The organism is Sulfurimonas sp., from assembly GCF_041583195.1.
Classification (GTDB): domain Bacteria; phylum Campylobacterota; class Campylobacteria; order Campylobacterales; family Sulfurimonadaceae; genus Sulfurimonas.
In genome coordinates, this window is record NZ_JBFHGL010000015.1 from 1 (window position 1) to 25,777 (window position 25,777).

The window sequence follows — 25,777 nt, forward strand, 5'->3', positions numbered from 1 at the left end:
AGCTTCGGATTTACAATGAATGCTGCATTGGCATGGTTTATAACATTTAACTTTGTAAATATAGCATGGGTATTTTTTAGAGCTAAAGAGTGGGATGATGCTATTAAAGTTTTAAAAGCTATGTTTGGCATGAGTGGGATTGAATTGTCAACTAAATATGCAGAAAAACTATCATTTTTAAGTGATTATGGTGTTACATTTGGACATTGGTTACATAATATAGATGGAAATAAAAGCGGTACGTGGATAGTAGCTGCATTTGTAATTGTATTGATTGCTAAAAATAGTATGCAACTAAAAGAATCATTCAAGCCAAACAAGTGGTATTTTATATTTAGTATATCTATGGCAGTTTATGCAATATCAAACCTTAATAAACTATCGGAATTTTTATATTTTAATTTTTAAGGTAATTTTTGTATAGCTTTCATAAATTTGTAAAACTTTTTCTATTGATATTTATAATAGCTATAGCTTCACATTTATATTCTTGGAATACATATACGAAATATGTTTTTCCTAAAGAATATATTATTGGAGATTTAGGTAGGTTGTCTTATCAAATAGATAGTCTTCAACCAAGGTTTGAACAAGTATCACTGAGTGTTGAAAAAGACAAGTTTATAAACCATAAAAACAAAAAATTTGAAGTTGTAACTATAGGTGATTCATTCTCAGATGGTGGAGGAATGGGTTTAAATACTTTTTATCAATATTACATTTCGGATTTTAATAAAAAAAATGTACTAAATTTGAAAAATATACTCTCCTCAGATAATTATATTGAAACTATTGTCAGTCTTTTAAATAAAGGGTATTTTGAAAAATGGGGAACTAAATATATTGTACTAGAAACAGTTGAAAGAAAGGCAATAGAACGACTATCAAGACAAATAAATCTAGATGCTAAAAATAGCTTTTTATTAAAAAATATTAATAAAATAGATTGCTTTATAGATACAAATAAAACAGTTGAAAAGTCTAATAATGAATATAAATTAAATAATAAAGATACGTCAGTATTAGGTTATGATAAATTTACAATAAATATTTTTAATAATTTGAATATTAATGCTTTGTTATACAATATATTTTATAACATCGATGACAGAGCGTTTATAGCGTCAACCTACAAAGTGAAGCTAAATCAAGAACTGTTTACAGTAAATGATTCTAAAGTTTTACTTTTTTATAAAAAAGATCTCAAGGCATTAGGAAAGTCAACAAAAGAGAACGTAGAACTTTTAAATAATAACTTAAATTTATTGACAAAGCTTTTAAGTAAAAATGGTATAAAATTATATTTTATGCCAGTAGTAGATAAATCTAATCTATATAGACAGTATGTGAGTAAGCCAAAATATAAAGAAAGTACTTTTTTTGAAAATTTAAGACCATTAAATAAAGAATATTTATATATTGATACAAAAGATATATTGTTAAGTGAATTAAACAATGGGGTTAAAGATATATTTTATCCAGATGACAGTCATTGGTCATATAAAGCAAGTGAAACAGTATTTAAGAGAGTTAAATTTGAATAGTTATAAAAAATATACATTAGTTACCATAGCATTTTTAATTGGAATGATTTTATTTCATGTATTCACATGGCATACTATTTCTAAAAAAGTATTATTGGTTGATGATTATATATATAATGGAGATTTGGTTAGGAGTTCCTTTAAAGTTGACAGTTTATTCCCAAGACCTTCACATCTAGTAAAAAATGTTAATGATTTACCAAAGCAACATTTATTATATAAAGATTTAAAAGATAATGAAACAGTTGATGTGATCACTATAGGTGATTCTTTTTCAAATGGAGCAACACAAGGAAAGAACACTTTCTATCAAGACTATATTGCCACATACAATAACTATAAAGTTTTAAATATACCACCTGGAATAGGGTACTATAAAGGCGTAGTAAGATTAAATAATTCTGGATTATTAGATGAGTTAAAGCCTAAAGCAATAATAATAGAGTCTGTAGAGAGATTTTGTATAGATAGATTTTCAGGCAATAAAAATCTTAATCAGACATATAGTAAAAATTCATTGAAAAAAGTACTTAGATCGCAAAAAAATATGTATTTAGGAAAAGATCCATTTATTAGTTTTATCAATAATCAAAATGCAAGAGCTTTTTATTTTAATGTAAAAATGAAGTTTAAACCTTATACTAGATATAAAGCATGTGTTATTAAACCTATGAAAAAAGATTTTTTTACATCAAAAGATCCTAATAGTTTACTTTATCATAAAGAATCAGCTATGTTTAGCTATAAGGCTACTGAAGAAAATATAAAAAAGCTAAATGATAATTTTAATAAGTTAGCTATTTTGTTGAAGAAAAAAAATATTCAATTATATTTTATGCCTGTAGTTGATAAGTCAAATTTATATAGAAAATATGTAATTGAACCAGATTATCCAGAAAGTATGTTTTTTGAAAACTTGAGAAAAATGAAAAAAGAGTATATATTAATAGATACAAAAAAAATATTATCTAAAGAGTTAGAAAAAGGTACAAAAGATCTTTATTATAGTGATGATACGCACTGGGGCTACAAAGCAAGTAAAGCGATATTCAAAGAGGTAAAGTTTGAATAGATATAAAATATTTTCATTATCAATAATAATGGTATTTGTACTATTTATTTTGTTCCATGCAAGTATATGGCATATGTATTCTAAAAATATATTCTTAGTGGATGATTATGTATATAATGGAGATTTGGGTCGTATATCTTTTAAAGCTGATAGTATTTATGCCAGACCTTCTTATTTGGTAGAAGATGTTAATGATTTACCAAAGCAACATGTATTGTATAAAAATTTAAAAGCAAATGAAACAGTTGATGTGATCACTATAGGTGATTCTTTTTCAAATGGAGCAACACAAGGAAAGAACACTTTCTATCAAGACTATATTGCCACACACAATAACTATAAAGTTTTAAATATCCTTCCAGGTGCTAGAGTTGATATTGTAGGAGATTTAATTAAATTAAATGATTCTGGATTACTAGACAAGCTAAAACCTAAAATAATTATAATAGAGTCTGTTGAAAGGTATTGCTTAGGTAGATTTGCAATCGACATTGACTTTAATATAGATGTAGATAAAAAACAGTTTTTTAAAAGGTTAAACAATCAAAAAAATATCTTTGTGATGAAAGATAAAACTATTAATTTTATCAATAACTTAAATGTAAAAGCATTGATAAGTAATATTAAGTTTAAGATAGATAAGTATAAAAAATATGACACATTTACTATTGCAAAACTAGAAAAAAACTTTTTTACATCTAAAGATAAAAATTCACTTTTGTTTTATAATGAAGATCTTCAAAATATAAATAGTACAACTGAATTAAAAGTTATAAAATTAAATGATAACATAAACAAGTTAGCAGATATTGTTGCAAAGAAAAATATAGATTTATATTTTATGCCAGTAGTTGATAAGTATAATCTGTATTGTGATTACATAATAGATAATCCTTACCCAAAAAGTACTTTTTTTGAACTATTGAGAGAATTACCAAAAAAATATAAATTCATAGATACGAAAAAAATATTAAAAGAAGAAATAGAAAATGGTGTGCAGGACTTGTATTACTCTGATGATACTCATTGGAGTTATAAAGCAAGTGAAGCAGTAGTTAAAAAGGTAAAGTTTGAATAAATTCAAACAATTTTCGAAATATTATATATCCATTTTGGGATTAATAGTATTTATTATTATAGTTGTTAATTATATTGTAGACCCATATCAACAATATAGAAAAGCTTCTTTTTACACTTTTCTAGTAAAAGGTGAAAGATATATCAATCCTGGACTTATAAAACATTATGAATATGATTCACTGCTAGTTGGTACATCTATGGTGGCAAATTTTAAATCAAGTGATATTGAAAAAAAACTTGGATTTAATAAAGTTTTGAAAGTGCCAACTTTTGGAGGAAACCTTTGCGAACAAATGGATACAATAGAGTTTGCTCAAAAGTATAAAAAGATTAATAACATTTTATTTGGATTAGATTTATACTCATTTAGTGGATTTAATATACCAACAGAAATTAAAGAAGATTTTCCAAACTTTTTATATGATGATTCTATATTAAACGATTCAAGGTATTTATTAAATACAAGAGTTTTTTCTAGATCTTTAAAGTCTATTACAAAAAGATATGATGCTAATAAAGTATCCCAACAGTTAGACAATTTGTATGAATGGCAAAGTGAATATAATAATATGTTTGATGGTGGTAATAATGCAAAAGCGAACTACTTATCTCAAATAAATAGATATAAATCATTTAAATATTATTATAGATTTGAAGTATTAAAAAGTAATTTTAATAAATATCTTTTGCCACTGATTAAAAAAAACAAAGATATAAAATTTTATTTTTTTTATCCTCCATATTCAATTTTATATTATAAATTAATGCAAAAATCTGGCTATTTAAATGAGTATATTAAATTCAAGTCATATGTTTTTTCAGTTACTAAAAGCTATAAAAATGTCAAACTCTATGACTTTCAAAGTGAAGAAAAAGTTACTTGTAATCTTGGTAATTATAAAGATGTTACCCACTATCATCAAAAAATAAATTTATGGATGCTAGATAAAATGGCAAATGATGATTATCTAGTATCTAAGGATAATATTGATAAAATAACAAATGAGTTTTATAAACAAGTTCAAACATATAGTATATTAGCAAATTAGCGGAGTACAGATGGAATATGATAGTTTAGATGTTATTGAAATAGATAGTATAGTAAGTGATAAACTATTTTCGATGTGTACGCTTGTATCTAATAAAGACGAATATAAACTACTTCTAGATTCTGCAAAAAATGCAGGTTTTAACAATGAAAACACTGAGTTTATGTATATAGATAATACTTTAAACAATAAGTATGATGCATATGATGGCTTGAATCAATGTTTAAATAAGGCTAATGCTAAATATGTGATTTTAGTACATCAAGATGTAGAGTTTAAATTTGATAATATTGAGGTTTTAATAAGTAAAATTAAGGAAATGGATGAAGTTGATCCTAAGTGGGCAATACTGGGCAATACTGGCTATGACATTAACAATATAAATACTCAATACACAAGAATTACAGATCCTGGGCAGTTGGATGTACACAATGGTCCATTTCCTGCAAAAGTATCATGTCCAGACGAAAATATTATGATTGTAAAAAATGAATTGAATTTAATGTTTTCGAAAAATATAGGTCATTACCATTTATACGGTGCTGATTTGTCTATGCAAGCTTATATCCAAGGATATAATACATATGTAATTGATTTTCATATTCTCCACAGAAGTGGAGGATATCCAAACAAAAGCTTCTATGATACAAAAGAAAAAATGATTAAGCAGTATCAAAAGGCACTAGAAATAAAATTTTTTCGTACACCATGTAGCCCTATATTTTTATCAAGTTTTAGAATATTAAATAAGATAATGAATTCAAAAGTAGTTTACAGTATGAAAAAAAGACTTGATCAATTAAGATTCAACAAAAAAAGCACTATGAATGAACAATAAATATAGGTCTTATATTGTAAATTTTATAGCATCTCTTACAATAATGTTAGGTCTACTTATTTCATTTAATATATTTGTTGATCCCCTTTGGATGTTTACACATGAAAATTCATTAAATAGTAAACAAATTGATTTTGATGAACGTGAGCAAAAAACAAATTATATAAATTCTCATAATATGAAAAAATTTGACTCAGTTTTATTGGGTAGTAGTCGAAGTACTTTTATAAACCAAAATAGTTTTGTAAATATGAATGTTTATAATTATGCAGTAAACAGTATGTATCCTACAGAGTATAGAGAATATATAAATTTTTTTAAAGATAATGTAAATCATAAATTAAAGTATATAATATTAGGAGTTGATTTTTTTGGTACAAATAAAAAATTTCCTATAACTTTTAATAAACCATCTTTTTATTTAGAAAAAAGCAGCTCTATACTTTATAAATTTAATAATTTATTGTCATATGATATGCTTGAATTTTCAAAAAAAAATATTAAAAACTATTTTTATAACAAAGAATTTATTTATTATGATAGAGCTAATATAAAATATCATGATATTTTAGATGAAACTACAAGAAAAAAAAGATATAAAATGACCTTAACAAAACACATAAAGGGTTTTGAAGGTAAAAACTATGAATATAATGAGAATTATGTTCAAATATTTGAAAAGATAAAACAAGAAAATAAAGAATCGCAATTTATTGTATTTACACCACCAGTAACAGCTGATTTATTAGTAGCTATTATTAGGGACACAAATAGATATAACGAATATAAAAGATGGTTATATGATTTGATTCATACTTTTGGTAAAGTTTATCATTTTATGGATATTAATAGCATGACAACAAATTTTTCAAACTATCCAGATGATGATCATATGTACCCGAAACATATTAATCTAGTAGCAAAAATAATTAGTTCAAAATCTAATAATATAGATGATTTTGGAGTTATTTTAGATAAAGATAATATAAAAGAATATTTATATGAACTTCAAAAAAAATATAAACATTATGAAGTTAGGTACTAATAATGAAATATAATAGACATATTACAAAAAGATTAATTAATGAATAAATATAAAAACTTTGTTCTAAAATATAGCCTTTTAATTACCAGTATTGTAATATTATTTTGTTCACTTAATTATCTAGTTGATCCATATGGTATTTTTAAAAGCAGTATATTGGAGAAAGATTATCAACCAAATGAAAGATTTATTAAGGCTGATTATTTATTAAAAAATCAATATAAGTATAATTCTTATATGTTAGGTAGTTCTAGGATAGGAAATACTGATCCAAAGCTTATTGAGTCTAATATACAGGGGAGTAAGTTTTATAATTTAACTGCAGCTCTTTCTAACCTCAAAGATTATAATGTTATTTTAAAATGGATGATTAAAAATAAGTTTGATATAAAAAATTTATATTTGCAAATTGACTTAGAAGATTATCATTTTTATGGACATGATGATAATTTATTATTCAAACATCATTACTTGGTTGAAAACAGTGATGCTTTAAATTTTTATGTAACCTATTTAAGTAAGGTTTCATTTAAGATAATAAAGAAAAAAATAAAATACAATTTTAAAGATGATGGAGTTTCTTTTTATTTTTACAGTTCCGGTATGTGGAGAAATTTAAAAAAAGAAAAGCTTTTAAAAGATATACCACTTGAATATGTAAAAAATGAAAGCTCATTCCATAAGAATTATGAAGTTAAATACAAAATAAATTCTAACTATGAAAACATAATAGATGATTTAAAATATATAAAAAAACTATGTGATGATAATAATATAAACCTAATATGTTTTACAACACCTCATAATCATAACATGATGGATACTTTTGATAGAGAAAGTGTTCTTAAATTTTTAAATGATATAACAAAAATTATGGATATTTGGTATTTTAGTGGCTATAATTATATAACGAATGATGATACAAATTATTATGAGTATTCTCATTATAAAGAAGAAATTGCCAAAAAAGTTGCTGATGTAATTTTTGCTAAAGTGAAAACTAAAGGAACGTTTGGAATCCATTTAACTAAATTGAATAAAGCTAAGGCTTTGGAAAAAATTAATGAGAATATTATAGGCTATAGAACTAATAGAAAGGAATTGTTTGAGTACAAAAATAATAGATTTTAAGATAAACGGAGATGATAGAGGTTCTTTAATAGCTATAGAAGAGGGTTATAATGCACCTTTTGAAATAAAAAGAGTTTATTATATATTTGATACAAAACATGGCGTTGAACGTGGATTCCATGCGCATAAAAATCTTAAACAAATAGCAATAGCTGTAAAGGGTAGTTGTACATTTGTTCTTGATAATGGAAATAAAAGAGAAGAAGTTATTCTTACAAATCCAAACCAAGGCCTATATATAGAAGGTTTAATATGGAGAGAGATGAAAGATTTTAGTGAAGATTGTGTTTTGATGGTCATTGCAAGTGAACATTATGATGAAAGTGACTATATAAGAGAATATAATGATTTTTTGGAAGCAGTAAAGAATGATTCATAAACTAGCTGATGTTCAAAGTAAAAATATTGGAATTGATACAAATATATGGCAGTTCTGTGTAATATTGAAAGAAGCAATTATAGGAAGTAATTGTAATATAAATGCAAATGTTTTAATAGAAAATGATGTAAAAATAGGTAATAATGTTACCATCAAAAGTGGTGTTCAGATTTGGGATGGTATAAGTTTAGAAGACAATGTTTTTGTTGGTCCAAATGTTACTTTTACAAATGATTTTTTACCTAGAAGTAAGCAGTATCCGAGTGAGTTTTTAAAAACAGTTATAAAGTTAGGTTCTTCTATTGGTGCTAACAGTACTATAGTAGGAGGAATAACAATAGATGAATATGCTATGATAGGTGCTGGAAGCGTAATTACAAAAAATGTTGGTGCTCAAGAACTTTGGTATGGAAACCCTGCTAGACATCATGGATATGTTTGCAAATGCGGACAAAAGTGTGATAAAGAATTAATTTGTAATGAATGTAAAGGAAAATAATCTATGATACATTTTTTAGACCTCAAGAAAATAAATAGCCAATATAGAGATGAACTAATTGAAGCGTGTACAAAAGTTATTGATAGTGGGTGGTACATCCAGGGAAATGAATGTAAAAAATTTGAGTTAAATTTTGCACAGTATTGCGGTAGTAAGTATGCAATTGGAGTAGCAAATGGTTTAGATGCACTGATCTTAATTCTTAGAGCCTATAAAGAGATGGGTTTAATGAGTGACGGTGATGAGGTAATAGTGCCTTCAAACACTTACATAGCTTCTATATTAGCCATAACACAAAACAATCTGAAACCTGTTTTGGTTGAGCCTGATATTGACACATATTTAATAGATGTAGATAAAATAGAAGAAAAAATTACTTCTAAAACAAAAGCTATTATGCCTGTACATCTTTATGGTCAAACATGTGAGATGGATAAAATCAACAATATTGCAAAGAAGTATGACATTAAAGTTATAGAAGATTCGGCTCAAGCTCATGGTTCTTATTTTATTGATAAAAGAGCTGGTAATCTTGGTGATGCAAGTGGATTTAGCTTTTATCCTGGAAAAAATCTTGGAGCTTTGGGAGATGGCGGGATTGTTACAACTAATGATGAAAAATTAGCTGATACAATAAGAGCACTAGGAAACTATGGAAGCCATAAAAAATATGAAAACTTGTACAAAGGTGTAAACAGCAGGCTTGATGAGATTCAAGCAGCGATGCTTGGCGTAAAATTAAAATACTTGGATGATGAAATAAATAATAGAAGAAAAATAGCAAAATACTATTTGGAAAACATCAAAAATAGTAGCATCTTCTTACCTACTGTTAGAAAAGAAGACAATCATGTTTGGCATGTATTTGTTATACGATCAGGTGATAGAGAAAGATTACAAGAATATTTATCAAAAAATAATATTCAAACTTTGATACATTATCCTATTCCCCCTCATAAACAAGAAGCATACTCTGAATGGACTACTGAAAAGTATAGTATTAGTGAACAAATTCACAATGAGGTATTAAGTCTACCTATCAGCGGTGTACAGAGTTTAGAAGATACCAAAAAGATTGTTGACATAGTGAATGGTTATGAATAGTATGTTAAGTCAACATATTAAAAATAAGACAGAATATATAGAAGAAGCTAAAAAACTATATTTGAGTATAAATCAAGATTTAGAAAAAGTACATTTTATAGAGTATTTATTAAACTTCTTAATAAAAAATGTAACTGAGTATATGAGTGATTCATTTTTAGAAAATGAACTTAATAAAATATCTGATTCTATTCATAGTGAAAACAATATTAAATATATTGATGGAAACATTTTACATGTTATGACTGAAGCTTATGGCACGGGTGGTCATACAAGACTTGCAGAATTATTCATTAAAAATATTTCTTCTAATTATAAACAAGATATATTATTAACTAGACAAGGGTGTGAACTACCTAGTATATTTACTAATTCAAATATTTTAGATAAAAAGATAATTTTAAAAGATGACAATATTTTTGATAAATCAAAAATATTGTTTGAAATAGCTTCGAAATATCAATATGTTATACTGCATACTCATAAGGACGATGTATTAGTAAATTTAACATTTGGAACAAAAAAGTTTAAAAGACCTGTTTTGTTTGTTAATCACGCTGATCATGCTTTTTGGAGTGGTGGAAGTGTTGCAGATTTGGTACTTGAATTAAGTACTGAAGGTATGGAGTTTTCTAAAAGTATAAGAGGGATAAAAAATAATAGAGTTATAAATATACCTATAGAAGAGAAAAAAGTAGATTTCTCAAAAAAAGAAGCAAGGAAAAAGCTTTCTATAGATAATGACAAAAAAATTATTTTATCAATTGGGACTGAATATAAATACGGTAGTACCGAAGAAGAAGTAAAAAAGTTTATCGATATGGCAAAAAATATTGTAAACAATGTAGATAAATGTGAATTTGTTTTAATAGGACCAAGCCGACAAAATAAGTTTTGGAACGAAGCGTACGAATTTAGTAATGGTAAAATAAACCCTATAGGTATGCAAAGTAGGGAATCATTAGAATTATATATTATTGCTTCAGATTTGTATATAGAGAGCTTTCCATTTTCATCATATAGTGCTTATTTAGAAGTGCTTAGTCTAGGTTTAAGTGCATTGACGTTAAAAAATGAAATATTTTCATTGGATGTTGTAAAAAGAAATAATATGGAATGTAGTTCTATTAAAGAAATAGAAGAAAAAGCTATAAATATATTAAATAATGCAATCAAAAATGAAAAAGATTTTGATATTCAAGAACATCTAAAAGAAAAATGGAGTGAGAATATTATAAGTATTATAGATGAATTAAAATATTCTAAACATGATGTATATAATATTCAAAGTAAAAAAGCATCAATAGAGTATTTAAATCATACTGATAAAGTTATAGGTAATTCTTTAGGTTTAAATTTTACATATAAAAAATTGCCATTTTTTTTAAAGATAAAACTTGGAAAGTTAATGATCAAATACAACATAATTAGAAATTTTTTTGATTTTGTAAAGTTAATAGAAAGAATAGTTGTTATAAAATAATTAATATTAATAAAATATAAATAGGTGAAAGATGGTAGATAGAAATTTGGTTTCGATTGCAATGTGTACTTATAATGGTGAAAAATATATAAAGGAGCAGATAGATTCTATTTTAGAACAAACATATAAAGATTTTGAACTTATAATAACAGATGATTGTTCAAGTGATAATACAATTAATATTATCAAAGAATATCAAAAAATTGACGATAGAATAAAACTGTATGAAAATGAAAAAAATTTAGGATTTATAAAAAATTTTGAAAAGGCTATTTCATTATGTAGTGGTGATTATATAGCCTTAGCCGATCAAGATGATTCATGGAAGAAAAATAAATTAGAGGTTTTTATTAATGAGATTGGTGAAAATATCTTAGTCTATTCAGATGCCATATTAATGGATGAAAACTCAAGCCTTATAAAAAATGGTAAAGAGTTAGTGCGTCCAGAAAATAATTTAGTGTCTGGAAATAATAATAAAGCATTTTTACTTACAAATTGTGTTTCTGGAAATACAATAATGTTTAGAAAAGAATTGGTTGAACATATATTACCGATTCCAGAAAACATTAGTTTTCACGATATTTGGATAGCTTTTGTAGCTACTTCAATAAGTTCAATTGTTTATACAGAAGAGAGTATGACATATTATAGAAGATATCCTGATCAAATAACTAGTACAAGAGTTAAAGATTATAAAGGTTTTTTTGATAGATTAAATAAAAAAACTATGATAAGAGTAAATAGAGTTAAAGTTATAGCAAGAGACTTAAACACTATGCTTAATTCAGGATTATTTACCAAAGATGAAGATAAGCATTTAGTGAAACTACTTATAAAGCATTATGAAAACTATGAAAACATTTTTTATAATATAGAGCTACATAAAGTTTTAAGCAAATATAAAAATGAAGTTTTTGCAATCTATAGATCTAAAAAAAGAATGAAGCGTGTAATAAGAACATGTATTGGGCTTAAATTGCATAAGTTAACTTGTTTTGTAGCTTAAGTATAGATATAGCATGATTAAAAAAATTTTAGACTTAAAAGTAAAGTATCAAGAAAAATATATATTAGCAGCAAACTATTTGCTTATTGTATATGCATTTTTTTTACCAATATATGCAAAGCCAGTAAAAACAATATTTGGAATTGTATTAGTTTTATTCTTATTATCTGGAAACATAAAAGAAAAACTACTGTTTGCTTTTAAAGACAAGGTTGTTCAAGCATTTTTATTATTTTTGATAGTTCATATTGTTTGGATTTTAGGCTCTGAAAATACAGAAGTAGCTATATTTAAGTTGAAAGAACTTAAGTATATACTCTATATGATAGTTTTTATAATAGTTATACGAAAAGATTTTATATACAAGATATTGACAGGATTCTTACTAGGTATTTTTTTTAGTGAGATTGTAAGTTACCTTATGCTTTTCGATATTAGAATACCTTATTTGATTTATACTGGTTATGGTGTGAATGTACCTTTTATGGCTACTTTTACTCAGTATAGTACAGTATTGTCAATATCTTTAGGTATTCTTCTTTATGGTATTGTTACTAAAAAACAAAAATTATGGTTAAAAGCAATTTATATTTTATTTTTTATAAGTGCATCTAGTAATATATTTATAATTCAATCTAAGCTTGGTTATGGACTCTATGCTATTTCAATCTTAACTGTAACTGCAATGATTATGATTAAATATAAAAAATACTACATGTTACCTGTATCTTTGGTACTAATATTAGGTGGATATATAATAGCATACAATACAAGTAGTGTATTTAATAAAAGGCTCAATGGTTTTTTTAATCAAACTGAAGCTGCAATCGAGAAAAAGAATTATCATACACCTACCGGTGTTAGAGTTGGTTTTAACGTTTATGGGTATGAAATTATAAAAGAAAATATTGTTTTTGGAGTTGGTACTGGTGATCATATAGATGAATTTATGAATTATGTAAAAGAACATGACAAGGATAGAAAAAATATTCGAAGCTTACATAAAAATACTAGAAATGGTGTATATGCAAGTTTACATAGTGAGTTTCTAGATAATGCTCTTCAGTTTGGGATTATAGGTTTATTAGTATTTTTAAATATATTTTATCAACTTTTGAGATACCCATATGAAGATCATTATATGAAAGTAGTTCAAATTATATTTATAGTTATACTCTTAAGTGTTTCAAGTGTTAGTTTAGTATTCTTATATGCTAAGTTAAAAAATATTTTTATATTCTTATCAGCATTGACATTGATGCATTATCATAACGAAAAACGGCTAAAGCTTCTTTAGTCCGTTTTTACATATAAACTCTTCATCATCCCATTTTTTTTTCATAATAGCGTTATTTGCGTCAACATTTTCACTATTCCAAGTTCTTGGATGGTATAAATGGAACGTATTTGCCAAGTATCTTACGCTTTTTGAATCAATTCCAAAATGTTGGAATCTCCAAGTAAGGTCTATGTCTTCACCTACCGAAGGTGTTGTGTAGTCCTCATCAAATCCGTTTATATACTCCATATCTTTTTTAAAGCACGAGAAATTACATCCAATTATCATTGGACGTTTTTTATTTAGTTTTTGCTCTAGCTTTGAGCCTTTGTTTAATTTTATTCCCTCTTCAACATGTCTTGCTTTGTCGATTGCCAAAAACGGCAGAAATAATCCAAAAAGTTTCTCTACAAAATATGTTTTTAAATATCCTTTTCTAATTAGATTGGAAAAGAATGGACCTAGTTCAACACGTTTTCCACATAAAATACGGCCGTGTGTTATTGATTCAACATGTTTCTCTACAAAATCACTGTAAGGAATTATATCACCGTCTATAAATATTAAATAATCGCCTTTTGACTCTTTAACTGCACGGTTTAGTGCTATGTTTTTTCTCCAGCCTGTATCTTCTTGTGTCAGATGCTTTAACATGTTTTTTTCTTTATATGGAGCCAAAAACTCTTCCATCTCTTTTGATTCACAATCTTCAGAGATAATTATTTCAAAATTTTCATATGTTTGATTTAATAAGCTATCAAGTATAAGTTTAAGTGCTTGGGTATCTTTGTATACAGAGACTATTACACTCACTGAAATATTATTATAATTCAATTGAAGCCTTTTTAGGATGGATTTTATCATTAATTAGTTAAAATGCCACTTTATATTATGGAGAGTTAATGGTATCTATTATTTCGGTTAATTATAATAGCTCTGATGAAACACTTGAGATGGTAAAAAGTGTAAGGGCTAATACAGATGTTGAGTATGAGCTTATTATTGTCGATAATGCCTCAAAAGATGATGAGGTACAAAAGTTAAAATTTTTAGAAAATGATAAAGATATAAAGCTTGTTTACAGCCAAAAAAATGTCGGATTTGCATCTGGAAATATGCTTGGTGTTGAAAAAGCAAATAAAGATTCAAATTACTACTTCTTTTTAAATAACGATACTCTTCTGATCAATAATGTTGTTGATATCTTACATAAATCTATGGAGGATAATAGTGACATAGGTTTAATCTCCCCACAACTTTATGATGAAAATCAAAAAAGATCTACAACTTTCAGAGAATTTCCAAGTGTATCTGAAAAACTTTTCGGTAAAGGTTTTAAACGTTTTGTTTCTCTTAGAAAAATATACAACAATAAAAAAGAGTACAAAGATATTATAGATGTAGGTATTGTAAGCGGAGCTTCAATGTTCTGTAATTCCGAAGCTTTTAACAGTATTGGAGGTTTAGACAAAAACTTCTTTTTATATTGTGAAGAGGAAGATTTATCACAACGTTTTCATAATGCAGGATACAGGGTTTGTTTAGAACCAAGAGCAAAACTTATACATCTTGCAGGGGTTAGTACAAAAAGAAACTTTATAATTGAGAGAGAGTTTTTGATCTCATATTTTTACTTGCTAAACAAACACTTAGATCATCTTATGGCGTTTATATTAAAGCTGCAAATAACTCTAAAATATCTCACAAAGTTTAAAAAAGATGATGTAAACAAACAGCTTTTTTGGTTTTGTCTTGATTTTAACAAAGATATGTACAGTTTAAAACATGATATGAATACAAAATATATTGATTTTTTTAAGAGTATTAGAGACTATTTTAAAAGTTCATTAGATTCTATACATAAAGCAAGAAATGAGATAAAAATAGTTCCTTACAATGATAAGGAGTTTGTTATAAAATCATTTAAAGTACCGCATTTTATAAACAAGATTGTATATACATTTTTTAAAGACTCAAAAGCAAAAAAATCTTATGAAAACAGTGTTAGAATCATAGATTTTGTACCAAAACCTATCGGGTATATAGAATTTAAGAAAAGTGGTCTAATTAATGACAGTTATTTTGTAAGTGAAAATTTTAAATATGATCTTACAATAAGAGAACCTTTATTAGATTCAGATTATGAAGATAAAGAGAATATTTTTAAAGAGTTTGCCAAGTTTACTTACAGACTCCATGAACAAGGTATATTTCACTTAGATTACAGTCCCGGCAATATATTGATCAAAAAAGAAAATGGCAGTTACACTTTTAAAATAGTCGATATTAACAGAATGCAGTTTAAAAAGCTTACTTTAGAGCAAAGACTTTTGAATTTTTCCAAACTTTGGGCTAAAGATGATGATCTTAAAATAATTGTAAAAGAGTATGCTAAGATCATTGGCGAAGATGAGAATAAATGTATTGAAACGGCATTAAAATATTCGCAAAAACATAAAGATAAAAAGAACTTCAAAAAAAGATTAAAAGGGCAGAAAGTTGGTGATTAGTGTAGCTATAATTGCTAAAAATGCAGAAAAGACGATCGGTGATACTTTAGAGAGTTTAAAGTCGTTTGATGATGTAGTTGTATATGACAACGGTTCAACCGATAATACAAAAAGTATATGTGAATCATATGCAAATGTTAATCATGTAGATGGTGAATTCAGCGGTTTTGGTCCTACAAAAAACAAAGCTGCCTCTTTTTGTAAAAATGATTGGATCTTATCTTTAGATGCGGATGAAGTGTTGACTAAAGAGTTTATAGATGAACTAAAAGCCGTAGAGCTAGATGAAAGTAAAGTTTACACAATAAATAGAGTAAATTATTATAAAGACCAAAAGATTGCACACTGCTGGGCAAACGATATTATTGTACGTGTGTATAATAAAAATAAAACAGCTTTTAATGATCTGCATGTACATGAAAAAGTTATAAGTGATGGTTTTAAAGTAATAGATCTTAAAAGTGAAGTAAACCATTTTCCATATTCAACAATCACGGACTTTATAATAAAGTTAGATAGATACTCTACAATCTTTGCAGAGGATAATGTCGGTAGAAAGTCATCATCACCACTAAAAGCTATACTTAATGCCAAGTTTTCTTTTTTAAAAACTTATTTTATAAAACGCGGTTTTTTAGACGGCTATGCTGGGCTTGTGATAGCGTTTTCACATATGGCTACAAATTTTTACAAGTATATAAAACTATATGAAGCAAATAAAGAGTTGAAAAAATGAGAGTATTAGTTACAAGACATGACAAGATAGGTGATTTTATAACATCTTTACCTATGTGTAAGATATTAAAAGATCAAACGGAACATGAAGTAGTAATGTTGGTTTCTAAAATAAATTACGATCTGGCATCTAAACTGGACTTTGTCGATGATGTTATTGAATATACAGACGATATTTTAGAACTCTCAAAAAGAATAAAAGCTAAAAATATTGATGTGAGTATCAGTGGATACATAGAAAACAAATTAGGTATTGCACTAATACTCGCCGGTGTTAAAAAAAGAATAGGTCCTGCTACAAAAATTGCACAGATCTTCTTTAACGATACATTAAAACAGCGAAGAAGCGAAGTTAAAAAAACAGAGTGGCAATATAATTTGGATCTGGTTAAACATTTTGATGAGAGTTTAAAACTTGAATTTAAAAGACCGCTTTTAGATACAAAACAAAAACGTGAAAATATGGTTGTCTTTCATGCCGGAAGTGGTGGAAGTAGCGATGGTAACCTCTCTTGGGATGATTATATAAAACTTGCAAAAGCTGCATCACAAAAAGCAGAAGTGGTATTTACGTTTGGACCTGATGACAGTGAAGTAAAAGAGTATATAAAAACCCACTTGGATTTTGACGCAAAGATTAGAGATGATTTTAAATCTATTTGGGACTTGACGGAGTTTATTTCAACATCTAAAATGTTTACCAGTACTTCTACAGGTCCTATGCATTTAGCAGGACTTACAAATACACCTACTTTATCTTTCTTTGGAGCAAATCTGTTTGCATCTGCTAAGAGATGGTCAACTATAAGCGATATAGAGATTCAAAATAATTTTGAAGTACCTGCCGAATATAGTATTGAGTTATACAAAACTATTGAAGATACGCTTTTATCTAAAATAAGTTAAAAAATAGTATAATCCATTTATGAAATATAATAACATCGACTTCAATAACAAAACAGTTTTAATTACAGGTGGAGCAGGATTTATAGGCTCTAATTTAGCATTTTATTTTCAAAAAAACTATCCAAAGTGTAATGTTATAGTACTTGATAGTTTTAGAAGTGGTGAGACGCTAAGTAATGGAAACTTAAAAAGTTTTGGTCACTTTAAAAACCTTCTTGGTTTCAAAGGGAAGGTGATCAGTGGGGATATTAACGATAAATCTTTATTAAACTCTATAGATGAAGAATATGATTTTGACTATATATTTCACCAGGCTGCAATAAGTGATACTACTGCATCTGAACAAGATTTGATGATACAAACAAATGTAAATGCATATGAAGATCTGCTAAAAATAGCAATTAAACATAATGCTAATATGATCTATGCATCTAGTGCGGCTACATACGGTGACAGTGATAGATTTGAAGTTGGATATGAACAGCCAAATAATGTATATGGTTTTTCAAAAGTTATGATGGATAATATATCGTATAAGTACATAAAAGATGGTGCAGATATATCGATAGTAGGTCTTAAATATTTTAATGTATACGGTCCAAGAGAATACTTTAAAAATAAGACTGCATCTATGGTTGTACAGTTTGGTCATCAGATCTTAAAAGGTTTGACACCTAAACTTTTTGAAGGTAGTGATAAGATCCTTAGGGACTTTATCTATATAGATGATGTTATTCAAGCAAATATATTGGCTTGTAAGCCTAAAAAAAGTGGTGTTTATAATGTTGGAACAGGAAAAGCAAGAAGCTTTGAAGATATAGTAAACATCTTACAAAAAGAGCTTAATATAGATAACGGCAAAGAGTATATACCAAATCCGTTTGTAGGACAGTATCAGTTTTTTACACAGGCAAATATTGAAAGTACAAAAGAAAACTTGGGGTATGAGCCAAAATATGAGATGGAAGATGGCATAAAATCATATATTCCAGAGATAAAAAGATTATTTGATGTTGAGGTTGATAAATAATGCATAACTCTCCAAAAGTTTTAGTTATCGGTGATCTTATGATAGATCATTATCTTTGGGGAAGTGCAAACCGTATTTCACCTGAAGCTCCTGTTCAAGTTGTAGATATAGATAAAGAAACTACTGTTCTTGGCGGGGCAGGAAATGTTGTAAATAATCTAAGAGCTCTTGGGTGTGAAGTAAGTGTTGTATCTGTTGTGGGTGATGATGAGGTTGCACATGAACTTGAAGAGATGCTTGATGCTATAGATGCAAAAAGTTATTTAGTAAAAGAACATGAGAGAAAAACATCTAAAAAAAGCCGTATTATTGCATCTCACTCACAAGTTGTTCGTTATGATAAAGAGTCAAAAGATAATATATCTACAAGTTCAGAAGCTGAACTATTAACAAAGTTTAAAGAATTATGTCAAGAGATAGATATCGTTTTATTATCAGACTATGGAAAAGGTGTGTTAACAGATTCTTTAACAAAAGAGATCATAGAGATATCTAATTCAAATAGTAAAAAAGTTTTAGTTGATCCAAAAGGATTGGATTATTCTAAATATAGTGGAGCTTACCTTTTAACTCCAAATAAAAAAGAGGCACAAGAAGCAAGTGGAGTTAAGATAGAGGATGATAACTCTTTAGTAGAAGCACTTACAAAATTAAAAGATGTTGCAAAACTAGATATATCTCTAATTACTTTAAGTGAAGATGGGATCGCTATTTATGATGATAAACTTATAATGCGTCCAACAGTAGCACGCGAGGTTTATGACGTAACAGGTGCGGGCGATACTGTATTAGCATCACTGGGTTACTCTTTGGCGTGTGGAAAAGATATAGTATCATCTTTAGAGTTTGCAAACTTAGCAGCAGGTGTAGTTGTTGGAAAGTTAGGTTCTGCTACAGCTACAATAGATGAGATTGAACATTACAGATCAAGTATAAACAAAACAACAATCGATGCACATATTAAAAGTTTTGATGAACTAAAAGTTCAAGTAGATAGACTAAAAAAACTTGGTAAAAAGATAGTATTTACAAATGGTTGTTTTGACATACTTCATCGTGGTCATGTAAGTTACTTGGATATTGCAAAATCATACGGAGATGTTTTAATACTTGGGCTTAACTCAGATGCTAGTGTTAGAAAACTAAAAGGTGAATCGCGTCCTATAAACTCAGAAGAAGATCGTGCGTTTGTTCTTTCAGCACTTGAGAGTGTAGATTTTGTAACGGTTTTTAGCGATGAAACTCCTTATGATCTTATTAAAATGGTTGAACCAGACATTCTTGTTAAAGGCGGTGACTACGAAGGAAAAGAAGTTGTCGGAAGTGATATAGCACGCGAAGTAAAACTTGTTCAGTTTGTGGATGGAAAAAGTACCACTAAGACAATAGAGAAAATACAAACTTGTGATTGTTAAGAGGGTATTTTGAAAATATTTATTGAGATCCCTACGTGGCTTGGCGATGCAGTTATGACGACTCCGGCTATAGAGAACTTAGTTAAAACATATCCTGATGCAAAACTAACTATATACGGCTCGTACGTTTCTACAAGACTATTTTTACACCATCCAAATGTTGAGAAGATTTATATAGATGAATCAAAAAAAGAGGGATTCAGGTATATAAATCTCTATCGTGATGCAAAAAAAGCTGGTTCATTCGATATAGCTCTGAGTTTTAGAAAAAATTTTACTACTCAGTATCTACTTTTCTTTTTAGGTGTTAAAAAAAGATATATTTACAAAAGATATACAAAAAAAGAGATCCATCAAGCTATTCGTTACAACGATTTTATAAATAAAAGTTTTGACATTAAAACCTCACCTGATAAATTAACAATTTATGGATACAAAGGTGAAAAAAAATCAGACAAAATGCTTCTTGGTTTAAATCCAGGTGCTACATACGGAAGTGCAAAGCGTTGGTATCCTGAAGAATTTGCAAAAGTCGCCATAGAGATGTCAAAAGATTATGACATAGTAATTTTTGGCGGACCAAATGAGGATGAGATCGCAGCAGATATTGAAAAACTGCTTGTAGAAGCTGGTGTGAAAAACTATCAGAATTTAGCAGCTAAAACAAGTGTTGAAGAGTTGATCAGTGGTATTGCAAGTTTAGATCTATTTGTAACAAACGATTCCGGCCCTATGCACCTTGCAGCTGCATTTCAAATTCCGACAGTAGCTATATTCGGACCTACAAAATATACTGAGACAAATCAGTGGATGAATGAAAAAGGTGTTATAGTTACAAAAGATCTAGAATGTGCACCATGCATGAAAAGAACATGCCCCTTAGGACATCATGATTGTATGAAGCTTATAAAAGCTGAGGATGTGCTAGAGAAAATCAAAGAAGTTCTTTAGCAATACCGCATATCTCTTTAACCTCTATCTCCTTAATTGAAAAATCTTCTTTATTTAATTTGTAAGGGTTTACTTCTGAAGATGACTTTACAACTTTATTTATATCTGTAACATAGACTCTGCTAATCGGTGTTGGACCAAATATTGTGATTGACGGTATATTCATAGCCCATGCCATATGTGTAGGACCGGTATCGTTTCCTATTAGTAGATCACACTGTGCTATCAAAGCTTTTAGTGTATTTAGATCTGTTCTTGGGACAAGTGTCGCAAATTCTGAGTTTTGTTCTATATACTCACCATCTTGCTTTTCCTGCTCACTCCCCCAAATTACTAATATATTCTCTTTTAGTTCATTCGCAATTTCTACAAATTTTTCTTTAGGATAGTTTCTTGAAGGCCAAGTTGAACCTATTACAAAGATGATATTTTTTTTCTCTTTACTCAAGTAATCGTAAATAATTTTATTTTCGTTTTTATAAAATAAAAAAGGAGTTTTTTTATGGATATCTTCACTTGTTATACCTAGGTCTAAAGACTTACTTACAACTTGGACATTTCTATCTATTGTGTTTGCATCATATGGCATATGGATCTTGTGTTTGTAAAAATATGAAGCGATGCTCTCACGAATGCTATCTTTATCAAAGCCGTATACTTCACCTTTCATAAACTTCGTAATTAGGGCAGATTTTAAAAGCCCTTGCATATCTATAATATAGTCATATTTTGGAAGTGATTTAATTATTTTGATTTGTTTTAGCAGATCTGAGAGCTTTTTAGTTTTTTTGAATTTTTTTAACTCTACTTCTATGATGCTATGAATATCATTGTTATCTTTTAAAACAGCGGACATCGATTTCTCAACAATCCAGTCAACTTGAGATTCAGGATAAATTTTTTTTATAAATTGTAATACGACAGCACTATGGATAATATCACCCATCGCACTAAGTCTGACTATAGCTATTTTCAAAAATATACTCCATATAATTTTACGAATTATATCAAGTTAACTTTTAAACAGAATATATATAGTAAAATGCGCTTTATGAAAAAAGTATTAAAACGATATTGGCCATATGTTAAAGAGTATAAATTTTATTATTTTTTAGTATTTATTGGAATAATTTTAACTGTTAGTGCAACGGCTGCAACAGCTCACATTATGAAGCCGTTAATGGATGAGATGTTTATTGAGAAAAAAGAGGAGATGTTATACCTTATTCCTCTTGGTATGATAGCTATATATTTTGTTAAAGCAGTAGGAAGATATATTCAATCTGTTTATACACAATATATCGGTGTACATATTGTCACTAGATTTCGAGAGATGATGCTTGAGAAGATGATCTCTCTTGACATGATGTATTTGTATTTAAATAGAAGCGGTGAGTTGATCTCTAGAATATCAAATGATATAAATAGAATTTTATACTTTGTCTCAAACATGTTTCCAGAGTTTCTAAGAGAATCTTTAACTGTTGTAGCACTTGTTAGTTATACAATATATTTAAATCCAACTCTTGCGATGTACGCATTAATAGTAGTTCCATTAGTTGTCTATCCACTTATTAAAATTGCAAAAAGATTAAAAAAATATTCCCATAGAATGCAGAATAAAAATGCTGATGTTACAACAAGACTTACAGAGATATTTAATAATACAGAAGTGATAAAGGCTAATGCTACTGAAAAATATGAGGTAAAACGTTTCAGTGATGAGAGTTGGCAATATTTTAAAATACATATGAAGTCTGTTTTTGTTGGTGATGTAGTACCTCCGGTAATGGAAGTTTTAGGTGCTAGTGGATTAGCAGCTGTAATATTTATAGGTGGTAGAGAAGTATATGATGGAAATATGACTGTGGGTGAGTTTACGGCATTTTTAACAGCTGTCGGATTAATGTTTGATCCAATAAAAAAAGTTGGTTCTATATATACAAAAATTCAAGATGCTTTAGCAGCAAGTGAGAGAATTTTCGAAGTTTTAGATACAAAAAGTCGTATAGAATATGGAGATACGAAACTTGAAGATGATATTAAAACTATAGAGTATAAAAATGTCACTTTAAGATATGAAGATAGTTTTGCACTAGATCATGTAAATATAGAAATAAAGGCTGGCGAAAATATTGCGCTTGTTGGTGATAGTGGTGGTGGAAAGTCAACATTTATTAATATGCTTCTTCGTTTTTATGATCCAGATAATGGAGAAATTTTAATAAATGGTAAAAATATTAAAGATTATGAAAATATCTCTTTAAAACATCATATATCAATGGTTACTCAACGTATTTATATTTTTCAAGACACATTGGCGGCAAACGTAGCTTATGGTAGTGAAGATATAGATGAAGAAAAAGTTAATAAAGCATTAGAATTAGCTGATGCAACAAAGTTTGTAGACGAGCTTGATGATGGAGTAAATACACAGATGGAAGAGTTTGGAGCAAATTTATCAGGTGGTCAACGCCAACGTATAGCGATAGCAAGAGCTATATACAAGCATTCATCACTTCTTTTGTTTGATGAAGCTACATCAGCCCTAGATAATGAAAGTGAAAAAAGAATTCAAAATGCACTTGAGTCGTATGCAAAAGATAAAATTACCATTACGATAGCACACAGACTTAGCACAATTGAGCATGCTGATAAAATATTGGTTATGCAAAAAGGTAAAATAGTAGCACAAGGTACGCATAAAGAATTGTTAAACAGCAGCAGTATATATAAAAGACTTGCAGGTGAACTTGAAGCTTAAGTTCACTCTTTACATTTAAAAAAAACTTTGCTATAATTTCACCATCGTTTTGGCTCTTGAAATAATCCCTCTGTGATTAAGAGCTGTAGTCACTTTAAGTGATAAACGCCATTCGGCGGTAAGAGGCACAATAAATCTACTTATATTTTTATTCTGCAGAAATACCCCAATATTATTTTATTATATAGGAAACAACATGACAGTAATTAGACTTACTCGTATGGGAAGAAAAAAACAACCTTTTTATCGTATCGCGGTAACAGATAGCCGTAAACGTAGAGATGGTGGTTGGATTGAGTTAATTGGACACTACAATCCAATGAATGATGAAAAAACTCTTGTAGTTGATAATGAGAGATTAGACTACTGGTTAAGCGTTGGTGCTAAAATGAGCGACCGCGTTAAAAAGATAACTGGTCGTTAAGATGATTAGTGAATTTGTTGCACAGTTTGCTAGACTAATAGCAACTCACCCTGAAGATGTTAGAGTTGAGTTAACTGAAGGCAATGAAGTTACTGAAATTGTACTTTTTGCCAACCAAGCTGACATAGGTAAGCTAATTGGTAAAGAGGGTAAAATGATTGGTGCTATTAAAACTGTTATCTCTGGCTGTAAAGCTAAAGATGGTAAGAGTTACCGCATCAATGTTGAAGCAGTTTAAAACTTGAAAAAAACTGACCTACTTTATATCGCTACAATCGGCAAAACTGTCGGTTTAAAAGGCGATATGAAACTCCACATAAAATCTGATTTTCCTGAGCAATTTAAAAAAGGTGCATCTTTTTATATAAATGAAAAAGATAAACTTACAATTGAAAACATCAATTTCGAAAGAGGTTTAGTTAAATTTGAAGGGTATAGTGCACCTGAAACTGCTAAAAAACTTACGAATAAAAATCTATATACTACTTATGAGCAAACAAGAAAAGATTGTCATTTAGAAGATGGTGAGAATTTTTGGTTTGATATTATAGGTTGCAAAGTTTATGAGGAAGATGAGCTTTTGGGTGAAGTAAAAGAATTAGAACGTATTTTAGATACAAACTACCTTTTAATAAAAACAGATGAAAAATTATTAGAACAAAAAAAAGCAAAAAGCTTTTTAGTCCCACACAAAGAGCCATTTTTAATATCTATAGATGTAGATAAAAAAACAATAATACTAAATGGCGCAAAAGATATTTTAGAAGCGTCATAAAATGACTTTTACATTCGTAACACTTTTTCAAAGTATAGTTGAGGGTTACTTCAGTGACTCTATATTAAATAGGGCTATTGAAAAAGATATTATTGAACTTTCATATTTAAACCCAAGAGATTATTCTTCAAATAAACATAATAAAGTGGATGATACTGCTGTAGGTGGTGGTGCCGGTATGGTAATGAACCCACAGCCCTTATATGATTGTTTAGCTGATTTAAAAAATAAAGATGAAAATGTTCATATTGTTTTTTTAACACCTGTGGCAAAGCAATTTAACCAAAATGATGCAAAAAGATTAGCTAAAAAAAGTCATATAGCATTTGTAAGTGGTAGGTATGAAGGGATTGATGAACGCGTAATAGAAAAATACGCTGATGAAGTTTTCTCAATAGGAGATTATATATTAACTGGAGGAGAACTCCCTTCAATGGTAATGTGTGATGCTATATCTAGAAATGTTGATGGTGTTTTGGGAAATAGTGAATCTTTGGATATAGAGAGTTTTGAAACACCGCTGTTAGAAGCGCCATCTTTCTCAAAACCTGCAAATTATGAAAATAATTTTGTGCCTAAAGAATATCTAAAGGGAAATCATAGTAAAATTCGCTCACTAAAAATCGCCTTGTCTGAATGTAAAAGCAAATTTTTCAGGCCAGAGCAGCTTAAAAAGCATATAATAAGGACATCTTATGAGAAATAAGTATATTGAAAATTTTGAAAAAGCACAAACAGCTGAGAAAAACATTCCG

Annotated in this window: 26 protein-coding genes and 1 pseudogene; 25 read left to right on the forward strand and 2 right to left on the reverse strand. The window is 28.2% G+C overall.

The window, feature by feature from the left end; all coding sequences use genetic code 11:
- The 14 genes and pseudogenes from ABZA65_RS11400 to ABZA65_RS11465 form a co-directional block, all read left to right on the forward strand.
- Positions 1 to 408, forward strand: a pseudogene (locus tag ABZA65_RS11400) (MBOAT family protein); the annotation flags it as partial.
- 8 nt (positions 409 to 416) lie between these two features.
- Positions 417 to 1,544, forward strand: a complete 1,128-nt coding sequence (locus ABZA65_RS11405) for a hypothetical protein (RefSeq protein ID WP_373073735.1) — start codon at positions 417 to 419, stop codon at positions 1,542 to 1,544.
- Positions 1,456 to 2,616: a hypothetical protein gene (locus ABZA65_RS11410; RefSeq protein WP_373073737.1), complete on the forward strand. Its 1,161-nt coding sequence runs from the start codon at positions 1,456 to 1,458 to the stop codon at positions 2,614 to 2,616. The genes ABZA65_RS11405 and ABZA65_RS11410 overlap by 89 nt, the downstream gene beginning before the upstream one ends.
- Positions 2,609 to 3,694, forward strand: a complete 1,086-nt coding sequence (locus ABZA65_RS11415) for a hypothetical protein (RefSeq protein WP_373073739.1) — start codon at positions 2,609 to 2,611, stop codon at positions 3,692 to 3,694. Before ABZA65_RS11410 ends, ABZA65_RS11415 begins: the two co-directional genes overlap by 8 nt.
- Positions 3,687 to 4,745: a hypothetical protein gene (locus ABZA65_RS11420; protein ID WP_373073741.1), complete on the forward strand. Its 1,059-nt coding sequence runs from the start codon at positions 3,687 to 3,689 to the stop codon at positions 4,743 to 4,745. Before ABZA65_RS11415 ends, ABZA65_RS11420 begins: the two co-directional genes overlap by 8 nt.
- 10 nt (positions 4,746 to 4,755) lie before the next feature.
- Positions 4,756 to 5,583 carry a hypothetical protein gene (locus tag ABZA65_RS11425; protein ID WP_373073743.1) on the forward strand — a complete coding sequence of 276 codons (828 nt, stop codon included), beginning with the start codon at positions 4,756 to 4,758 and terminating at the stop codon, positions 5,581 to 5,583.
- Positions 5,584 to 5,674: 91 nt separating this feature from the next.
- Entirely contained in the window at positions 5,675 to 6,628 is a 954-nt protein-coding gene (locus tag ABZA65_RS11430) for a hypothetical protein (RefSeq protein ID WP_373073745.1), read from the forward strand.
- 39 nt (positions 6,629 to 6,667) lie between these two features.
- Positions 6,668 to 7,759 (forward strand): hypothetical protein, encoded by a 1,092-nt coding sequence (locus ABZA65_RS11435; RefSeq protein ID WP_373073747.1) that lies wholly within the window; start codon positions 6,668 to 6,670, stop codon positions 7,757 to 7,759.
- Positions 7,734 to 8,138, forward strand: a complete 405-nt coding sequence (locus ABZA65_RS11440) for an FdtA/QdtA family cupin domain-containing protein (protein ID WP_373073749.1) — start codon at positions 7,734 to 7,736, stop codon at positions 8,136 to 8,138. Before ABZA65_RS11435 ends, ABZA65_RS11440 begins: the two co-directional genes overlap by 26 nt.
- Positions 8,128 to 8,637 carry an acyltransferase gene (locus ABZA65_RS11445; protein WP_373073751.1) on the forward strand — a complete coding sequence of 170 codons (510 nt, stop codon included), beginning with the start codon at positions 8,128 to 8,130 and terminating at the stop codon, positions 8,635 to 8,637. Before ABZA65_RS11440 ends, ABZA65_RS11445 begins: the two co-directional genes overlap by 11 nt.
- A 3-nt stretch (positions 8,638 to 8,640) precedes the next feature.
- Complete coding sequence (locus ABZA65_RS11450; RefSeq protein WP_373073753.1) at positions 8,641 to 9,741, forward strand: DegT/DnrJ/EryC1/StrS family aminotransferase; 1,101 nt, start codon at positions 8,641 to 8,643, stop codon at positions 9,739 to 9,741.
- A complete protein-coding gene (locus ABZA65_RS11455; RefSeq protein WP_373073755.1) occupies positions 9,734 to 11,224 on the forward strand; it encodes a hypothetical protein in 1,491 nt (496 codons plus the stop codon). The genes ABZA65_RS11450 and ABZA65_RS11455 overlap by 8 nt, the downstream gene beginning before the upstream one ends.
- Before the next feature lie 31 nt (positions 11,225 to 11,255).
- Positions 11,256 to 12,233, forward strand: coding sequence for a glycosyltransferase family 2 protein (locus tag ABZA65_RS11460; protein WP_373073757.1), 978 nt, complete (start codon positions 11,256 to 11,258; stop codon positions 12,231 to 12,233).
- A gap of 13 nt (positions 12,234 to 12,246) precedes the next feature.
- Positions 12,247 to 13,530, forward strand: coding sequence for an O-antigen ligase family protein (locus ABZA65_RS11465; protein WP_373073759.1), 1,284 nt, complete (start codon positions 12,247 to 12,249; stop codon positions 13,528 to 13,530).
- Here the strand turns inward: ABZA65_RS11465 and ABZA65_RS11470 are convergent.
- The gene (locus tag ABZA65_RS11470) at positions 13,516 to 14,346 is read right to left on the reverse strand and encodes a glycosyltransferase (protein ID WP_373073761.1); all 831 of its coding nucleotides are present in this window, start codon (positions 14,344 to 14,346) and stop codon (positions 13,516 to 13,518) included. The two genes, ABZA65_RS11465 and ABZA65_RS11470, sit on opposite strands and share 15 nt — an antisense overlap.
- Positions 14,347 to 14,414: 68 nt before the next feature.
- Between ABZA65_RS11470 and ABZA65_RS11475 the strand changes: the two genes are divergently transcribed.
- From ABZA65_RS11475 to waaF, 6 genes are read left to right on the forward strand one after another with little or no spacing between them, the layout of a single operon-like run.
- Positions 14,415 to 16,022, forward strand: a complete 1,608-nt coding sequence (locus tag ABZA65_RS11475; RefSeq protein WP_373073765.1) for a glycosyltransferase family 2 protein — start codon at positions 14,415 to 14,417, stop codon at positions 16,020 to 16,022.
- Positions 16,015 to 16,758: a glycosyltransferase family 2 protein gene (locus ABZA65_RS11480; protein WP_373073784.1), complete on the forward strand. Its 744-nt coding sequence runs from the start codon at positions 16,015 to 16,017 to the stop codon at positions 16,756 to 16,758. The genes ABZA65_RS11475 and ABZA65_RS11480 overlap by 8 nt, the downstream gene beginning before the upstream one ends.
- Complete coding sequence (locus ABZA65_RS11485) at positions 16,755 to 17,663, forward strand: glycosyltransferase family 9 protein (RefSeq protein WP_373073766.1); 909 nt, start codon at positions 16,755 to 16,757, stop codon at positions 17,661 to 17,663. Before ABZA65_RS11480 ends, ABZA65_RS11485 begins: the two co-directional genes overlap by 4 nt.
- A 19-nt stretch (positions 17,664 to 17,682) precedes the next feature.
- On the forward strand, positions 17,683 to 18,693 hold the full coding sequence (gene rfaD / locus ABZA65_RS11490; protein WP_373073768.1) for an ADP-glyceromanno-heptose 6-epimerase: 1,011 nt from the start codon (positions 17,683 to 17,685) through the stop codon (positions 18,691 to 18,693).
- Positions 18,693 to 20,108 (forward strand): D-glycero-beta-D-manno-heptose-7-phosphate kinase, encoded by a 1,416-nt coding sequence (rfaE1, locus tag ABZA65_RS11495; RefSeq protein ID WP_373073770.1) that lies wholly within the window; start codon positions 18,693 to 18,695, stop codon positions 20,106 to 20,108. The genes rfaD and rfaE1 overlap by 1 nt, the downstream gene beginning before the upstream one ends.
- 9 nt (positions 20,109 to 20,117) lie before the next feature.
- Positions 20,118 to 21,059 (forward strand): lipopolysaccharide heptosyltransferase II, encoded by a 942-nt coding sequence (waaF, locus tag ABZA65_RS11500; RefSeq protein ID WP_373073772.1) that lies wholly within the window; start codon positions 20,118 to 20,120, stop codon positions 21,057 to 21,059.
- Here the strand turns inward: waaF and waaC are convergent.
- Complete coding sequence (gene waaC / locus ABZA65_RS11505; RefSeq protein WP_373073774.1) at positions 21,043 to 22,035, reverse strand: lipopolysaccharide heptosyltransferase I; 993 nt, start codon at positions 22,033 to 22,035, stop codon at positions 21,043 to 21,045. The genes waaF and waaC overlap by 17 nt on opposite strands.
- Positions 22,036 to 22,110: 75 nt before the next feature.
- Between waaC and ABZA65_RS11510 the strand changes: the two genes are divergently transcribed.
- The 5 genes from ABZA65_RS11510 (at position 22,111) to trmD (ending at position 25,728) form a co-directional block, all read left to right on the forward strand.
- Positions 22,111 to 23,823 carry an ABC transporter ATP-binding protein gene (locus ABZA65_RS11510; protein ID WP_373073776.1) on the forward strand — a complete coding sequence of 571 codons (1,713 nt, stop codon included), beginning with the start codon at positions 22,111 to 22,113 and terminating at the stop codon, positions 23,821 to 23,823.
- A gap of 196 nt (positions 23,824 to 24,019) precedes the next feature.
- Entirely contained in the window at positions 24,020 to 24,247 is a 228-nt protein-coding gene (gene rpsP, locus ABZA65_RS11515; RefSeq protein ID WP_152306618.1) for a 30S ribosomal protein S16, read from the forward strand.
- A 1-nt stretch (position 24,248) separates the two neighbouring features.
- Complete coding sequence (locus tag ABZA65_RS11520) at positions 24,249 to 24,485, forward strand: KH domain-containing protein (RefSeq protein ID WP_373073778.1); 237 nt, start codon at positions 24,249 to 24,251, stop codon at positions 24,483 to 24,485.
- Positions 24,486 to 24,488: 3 nt separating this feature from the next.
- On the forward strand, positions 24,489 to 25,022 hold the full coding sequence (gene rimM / locus ABZA65_RS11525; protein ID WP_373073780.1) for a ribosome maturation factor RimM: 534 nt from the start codon (positions 24,489 to 24,491) through the stop codon (positions 25,020 to 25,022).
- 1 nt (position 25,023) lies between these two features.
- Positions 25,024 to 25,728 carry a tRNA (guanosine(37)-N1)-methyltransferase TrmD gene (gene trmD, locus ABZA65_RS11530; protein WP_373073782.1) on the forward strand — a complete coding sequence of 235 codons (705 nt, stop codon included), beginning with the start codon at positions 25,024 to 25,026 and terminating at the stop codon, positions 25,726 to 25,728.
- Positions 25,729 to 25,777 lie beyond the last annotated feature (49 nt).

Excerpts from the sequence above, each read along its gene's own strand:
- rfaD (WP_373073768.1), top strand. The coding sequence starts at position 17,683 with ATGAAATATAATAACATCGACTTCAATAACAAAACAGTTTTAATTACA.
- ABZA65_RS11455 (WP_373073755.1), top strand. The coding sequence starts at position 9,734 with ATGAATAGTATGTTAAGTCAACATATTAAAAATAAGACAGAATATATA.
- ABZA65_RS11410 (WP_373073737.1), top strand. The coding sequence starts at position 1,456 with ATGGGGTTAAAGATATATTTTATCCAGATGACAGTCATTGGTCATATA.
- ABZA65_RS11435 (WP_373073747.1), top strand. The coding sequence starts at position 6,668 with ATGAATAAATATAAAAACTTTGTTCTAAAATATAGCCTTTTAATTACC.
- ABZA65_RS11450 (WP_373073753.1), top strand. The coding sequence starts at position 8,641 with ATGATACATTTTTTAGACCTCAAGAAAATAAATAGCCAATATAGAGAT.
- ABZA65_RS11520 (WP_373073778.1), top strand. The coding sequence starts at position 24,249 with ATGATTAGTGAATTTGTTGCACAGTTTGCTAGACTAATAGCAACTCAC.
- trmD (WP_373073782.1), top strand. The coding sequence starts at position 25,024 with ATGACTTTTACATTCGTAACACTTTTTCAAAGTATAGTTGAGGGTTAC.
- rfaE1 (WP_373073770.1), top strand. The coding sequence starts at position 18,693 with ATGCATAACTCTCCAAAAGTTTTAGTTATCGGTGATCTTATGATAGAT.
- rpsP (WP_152306618.1), top strand. The coding sequence starts at position 24,020 with ATGACAGTAATTAGACTTACTCGTATGGGAAGAAAAAAACAACCTTTT.
- ABZA65_RS11485 (WP_373073766.1), top strand. The coding sequence starts at position 16,755 with ATGAGAGTATTAGTTACAAGACATGACAAGATAGGTGATTTTATAACA.
- ABZA65_RS11465 (WP_373073759.1), top strand. The coding sequence starts at position 12,247 with ATGATTAAAAAAATTTTAGACTTAAAAGTAAAGTATCAAGAAAAATAT.
- ABZA65_RS11445 (WP_373073751.1), top strand. The coding sequence starts at position 8,128 with ATGATTCATAAACTAGCTGATGTTCAAAGTAAAAATATTGGAATTGAT.
- ABZA65_RS11460 (WP_373073757.1), top strand. The coding sequence starts at position 11,256 with ATGGTAGATAGAAATTTGGTTTCGATTGCAATGTGTACTTATAATGGT.
- ABZA65_RS11430 (WP_373073745.1), top strand. The coding sequence starts at position 5,675 with ATGTTTACACATGAAAATTCATTAAATAGTAAACAAATTGATTTTGAT.
- ABZA65_RS11475 (WP_373073765.1), top strand. The coding sequence starts at position 14,415 with ATGGTATCTATTATTTCGGTTAATTATAATAGCTCTGATGAAACACTT.
- ABZA65_RS11425 (WP_373073743.1), top strand. The coding sequence starts at position 4,756 with ATGGAATATGATAGTTTAGATGTTATTGAAATAGATAGTATAGTAAGT.
- ABZA65_RS11510 (WP_373073776.1), top strand. The coding sequence starts at position 22,111 with ATGAAAAAAGTATTAAAACGATATTGGCCATATGTTAAAGAGTATAAA.